At 67.8% G+C, this 5,012-nt stretch carries 3 protein-coding genes and 1 tRNA gene; 2 read left to right on the top strand and 2 right to left on the bottom strand.

What is annotated here, in order from left to right:
• Together KZA10_RS07885 and aceE are read right to left on the bottom strand one after the other, a co-directional pair.
• The coding region (locus KZA10_RS07885; protein WP_256934552.1) for a hypothetical protein at positions 1–1,052 on the bottom strand (1,052 nt) is incomplete at its 3' end.
• Between the two features lie 31 nt (positions 1,053–1,083).
• The gene (aceE, locus tag KZA10_RS07880) at positions 1,084–3,810 is read right to left on the bottom strand and encodes a pyruvate dehydrogenase (acetyl-transferring), homodimeric type (RefSeq protein ID WP_218682590.1); all 2,727 of its coding nucleotides are present in this window, start codon (positions 3,808–3,810) and stop codon (positions 1,084–1,086) included.
• 153 nt (positions 3,811–3,963) lie between these two features.
• On the opposite strand from aceE, the gene KZA10_RS07875 reads away from it, so the two are divergent.
• Positions 3,964–4,036 (top strand) — tRNA-Val (locus KZA10_RS07875).
• 194 nt (positions 4,037–4,230) lie between these two features.
• A partial coding sequence (locus tag KZA10_RS07870; protein WP_218682589.1) for a TIGR01777 family oxidoreductase occupies positions 4,231–5,012 on the top strand: 782 nt, incomplete at its 3' end.

Raw genomic sequence — 5,012 nt, 5'->3', positions numbered from 1 at the left:
GCCCTTGTGCTCGGTCGCTGCCTTGAACGCGGCGTAGACCTTGCGGTAGTCGTGGCCACCGCGCTTGAGGTTCCAGATGTCGTCGTCGGAGTAGTCCTTGACGAGGGCGCGGCGCACCCCATCCGGTCGAGGCCGACGATCTGCTGCCAGAGCGCGCACTCGCCGGAGACCCGTTGGCGAAGCAGACGCTGATCGAGCGCATCTTCCGCCCCTTGCAGGCGCACTCCACCGACTTGGTCACCACCCTCTGGAGCTACCTCGACAACGGGCGCTCCCTGGAGGCCACGGCGCGCGAGCTGTTCGTGCACGACGTATCCGGGCCCGAACGACGGTTCCAGGCGGGCGGCGATCTCCTGGAAGCCGAGTTCTTCCTCTTCGACCTCCTGACCCTCGACCCTGGCGCGGCCGAGCACCAGGACGAGGCGGGAGCCCTGCACACCGATGAGCACGTCGACGGCAAGCTTCCTGGCGGTGCGGCGGACCAGGTCGACGTCGAACTGCGGAGGTGTCGTCCCGACGAGGACGGCGACCTCGCCGTGACCGTGCCACCCGAGCGCGGCGATCCGGCTCGGCAGCTCTTCATCGGCCTCGCCGGTGAGGATCGAGTCGACGACGAGTGCTTCCAGGCGCGCGTCCCACAGGCCGCGGGCCTCGGCCGCCCTCGCGTACACGTCGGCCGCCGCGAAGGCGACGTCGCGGGAGTAGAGCAGGATCGCCTCGCGCAGATCGTTCCCCCGCCCGGCGACCCGCTCCTCGGTGACCTCGACGGTCACGCGGATGAGCTGCAGAGTCTGCTGGAGGCTCACGCTTCGCAGCAGCTCGCGAGGAGCCGCCGCGAAGATGTCCGCCGCGATCCACGGAGTGGAGGTGGGGTCCTCGTACCACTGGATGAACGACGTGATACCCGCCTGGGCCACCAGCCCGACCGCAGAGCGGCGGGCTGGTGGCATGTCGGCGTACCACGGGAGGGTGTCCTCCAGGCGCTTGATCGTCACCGAGGCGATGTCACCGGAGATCCGGCGCAGCCAGGTGAGCGTCGCGGCCTTGTCCATGCCGGAAGGAGGAGAACCTGTCACCGAGGGCTCAGCTTTCGCCGCCCGCGTTGCCGCTGGTGCCGGCGTTCACATCGTGCAGGCTGTACTTCTGGATGGCCTGCGCGGCGAGCGAGCGGTCGACGACCCCGTCTTCGGCGAGCGACTGCAGGGTGCGCACCACGATCGACGGGCCGTCGATCTTGAAGAAGCGACGGGCAGCGGCACGGGTGTCCGAGAAGCCGAAACCGTCGGCGCCGAGAGTGGCGAAGCGGTTCGGCACCCACGGACGGATCTGGTCCTGCACGGCGTGCATGAAGTCGCTGACGGCGACCACGGGGCCTTCGGCGCCCTGCAGCTTCTGGGTGAGGTACGCGGTGTGAGGCTCTTCCTCCGGGTGCAGGAAGTTGTGCTCGTCGGCGGCGAGGCCGTCGCGGCGCAGCTCGGTCCACGAGGTGACCGACCAGACGTCGGCGATCACACCCCAGTCGTTCTTCAGCAGCTGCTGTGCCTCGAGGGCCCAGGGGAGTCCGACGCCCGAGGCGAAGAGCTGGGCACGGGGGCCTTCGCCCTCGCCGACCGAGACGCGGTGGATGCCGCGCACGATGCCGTCGACGTCCACGTTCTCCGGCTCCGCCGGCATCACCATCGGCTCGTTGTAGAGCGTGATGTAGTACATAACGTTCGGGTCTTCGTGGTTTCCGCCGTACATGCGCTCGAGACCGGAGCGCATGATGTGCGCGATCTCGTAGCTGTACGCCGGGTCGTACGAGACCGTCGCCGGGTTGGTGGCGGCGAGCAGGTGCGAGTGGCCGTCGGCGTGCTGCAGACCCTCACCCGTGAGGGTGGTGCGCCCTGCCGTCGCGCCCATGATGAACCCGCGGGCCATCTGGTCGCCGGCTGCCCACTGGGCGTCGCCCGTGCGCTGGAATCCGAACATCGAGTAGAAGAGGTAGATCGGGATCAGCGGCTCGCCGTGCGTGGCGTACGACGTGCCGGCCGCGGTGAACGCCGCAACGGCGCCCGCCTCGTTGATGCCGACGTGGACGATCTGGCCCTGCGGGCTCTCCTTGTAGGCGAGGAGGAGTTCGCGGTCGACCGAGGTGTAGTGCTGGCCGTTCGGGTTGTAGATCTTCGCCGAAGGGAAGTAGGCGTCCATTCCGAACGTACGTGCCTCATCCGGGATGATCGGGACGATGCGGTGACCGAAGTCCTTGGAACGCAGCAGGTCCTTCAGCAGACGGACGAACGCCATGGTCGTGGCGATCTCCTGCGTGCCAGAGCCCTTCTTGGGCAGGGCGTAGGCGGTGTCATCCGGCAGCGAAAGGCCGACATGGGTAGAGCGGCGTTCCGGCAGGAAGCCGCCGAGCGCGTTTCGACGCTCGAGCATGTACTGGATCGTCTCGTCCTGGGGGCCCGGGTTGTAGTACGGGGGCAGGTACGGGTTCTCCTCGAGCTGCGAATCTGTGATCGGGATGTGCATCGCGTCGCGGAACGTCTTGAGGTTGTCCAGCGTCATCTTCTTCATCTGGTGGGTCGCGTTGCGGCCCTCGAAGTGCGGACCGAGGCCGTAGCCCTTGACGGTCTTCGCGAGGATGACGGTGGGCTTGCCCTTGTGCTCGGTCGCTGCCTTGAACGCGGCGTAGACCTTGCGGTAGTCGTGGCCACCGCGCTTGAGGTTCCAGATGTCGTCGTCGGAGTAGTCCTTGACGAGGGCTGCGGCGCGCTCGTCGCGGCCGAAGAAGTGCTCACGGACGTACGCGCCGGACTCGGCCTTGTACGTCTGGTAGTCGCCGTCGGGGGTGACGTTCATCAGGTTGAGCAGCGCGCCCTCGGTGTCGCGGGCGAGCAGGTCGTCCCACTCGCGACCCCAGACGACCTTGATGACGTTCCAGCCCGCACCGCGGAAGAACGACTCGAGCTCCTGGATGATCTTGCCGTTGCCTCGCACGGGCCCGTCGAGACGCTGCAGGTTGCAGTTCACGACGAACGTCAGGTTGTCGAGGCCCTCGTTGGCGGCGACCTGCAGCTGTCCGCGGCTCTCGACCTCGTCCATCTCGCCGTCGCCCAGGAAGGCCCAGACACGCGACTGGGACGTGTCCTTGATGCCGCGGTTCTCGAGGTACTTGTTCGACATCGCCTGGTAGATCGCGTTGATCGGGCCGAGGCCCATCGACACGGTTGGGAACTGCCAGTACTCCGGCATCAGGCGCGGGTGCGGGTAGGACGGGATGCCGTAGGGGGCGTGCGACTTCTCCTGGCGGAATCCGTCGAGCTGGTCCTCGGTCAGGCGTCCTTCGAGGTACGACCGGGCATAGGTACCGGGGGAGGCGTGACCCTGGATGAAGATCTGGTCTGCACCGCCGGGGTTGTCCGCACCCTTGAAGAAGTGGTTGAAGCCCACCTCGTACAGAGCAGCCGAGGAGGCGTAGGTCGAGATGTGGCCGCCGACGCCGATGCCGGGTCGCTGAGCGCGGTGCACCGTGATCGCGGCGTTCCAGCGGATCCAGGCGCGGTAGCGGCGCTCGACCTCCTCGTCACCGGGGAACTCGGGCTCGTTCTCCGATGCGATGGTGTTGATGTAGTCCGTCGTCGGGACCATCGGCACACCCAGGTGCAGCTCCTTCGAGCGCTTGAGCAGGCTGAGCATGATCTCGCGGCCGCGGCCGTGGCCCTTGGCATCCACCAGCTCATCGAGGGACTGCTGCCACTCGCCGGTCTCCTCCGGATCGCTGTCGAGGGGGCCCTGGGAGTACGGATCCTGGTCGTGCACGGTCACGGGGGAACCTTTCGTCAAGCTGGCAGGTCATGCCAAGGAAACGGGAAGCGACACGGGCAGCCTTGTCAGCTGTGCACAACGCGCGCCGGATTCAGCCTATCCCTCTTCTACGACACGGGTGCGCATCGGCCTCCCGATAGACTGACGACACCAGGGCCTTTAGCTCAGCTGGTAGAGCGCCACGTTTACACCGTGGATGTCGTCGGTTCGATCCCGGCAGGGCCCACACCACACCCCCCAGAACCTGGTGGCCGTCTGTTCGCAGACCTCGACGCCCGCACGGGGCTTCCTCCTTCCCTCTCACCGGTGGGCTGCGCGGGAGCATGCAGCGATTCTCCTGTCCGGCGGCGCCTGTCCACGCCGACGCGTACGCTGTAACGCACGACACGACTCGGCGATCGGAAACGGGAGCTCTCACACATGGCACGACGCATCGTCATCAGCGGGGCATCGGGCCTCATCGGCTCCGCACTCGCGTCATCCCTGCGCGCCGACGGCATCGAGGTCACCTCCCTCGTCCGCCGCCCGCCGCGGTCGGAGGACGAGGCGCAGTGGGAGCCGGGGGAGAGCGCGCTCGATCCGGAGGTGCTGGCGGGAGCAGATGCGGTCGTCGCGCTCGGCGGTGCCAGCGTCGGACGACTCCCGTGGACGCGTGGCTACCGTCAGGAGCTCATCGACTCGCGCCTGGGAGCGACGCGCACCCTGACCACCGCGCTTCGTGCACTGCGCTCCGACGCTCCGGCCCTCATCTCGGCATCGGCCGTCGGCTACTACGGCTCTGCGCCCGGCGAGGTCCTCACCGAGGACTCCGCTGCGGGGCAGACCTTCTTGGCCGATCTGACCGTGCGTTGGGAGGCCGAGGCGCGTCAGGCCGAAGATCACACCCGGGTCGCGCTGCTGCGCACCGCGCCGGTCATCCACCGGCGCGGAGTGCTCAAGCCGCTCATCCAGCTGACCCGTTTCGGCGTCTCCGGGCCGCTCGGACGCGGGACGCAGATCTGGCCCTGGATCTCGCTCGAAGATGAGGTGCGGGCGATCCGCCACATCCTGGACAAGAAGATCGCGGGCCCGGTCAACCTCACGGGACCGACACCGGCGTCTGCGAACGACATCGGCCGAGCCCTGGCCGCTCGGATGCACAGGCCGTTCTGGGTGCCGGCACCGGCGTGGGCGTTGCGTTTCGCCCTCGGCGACGCGGCCGA

The organism is Microbacterium sp. BF1, from assembly GCF_019279095.1.
Taxonomy (GTDB): Bacteria; Actinomycetota; Actinomycetes; order Actinomycetales; family Microbacteriaceae; genus Microbacterium; species Microbacterium maritypicum.
Note: the sequence above shows the minus strand (reverse complement) of the source record. Positions and strands in the feature narration are given on the sequence as shown.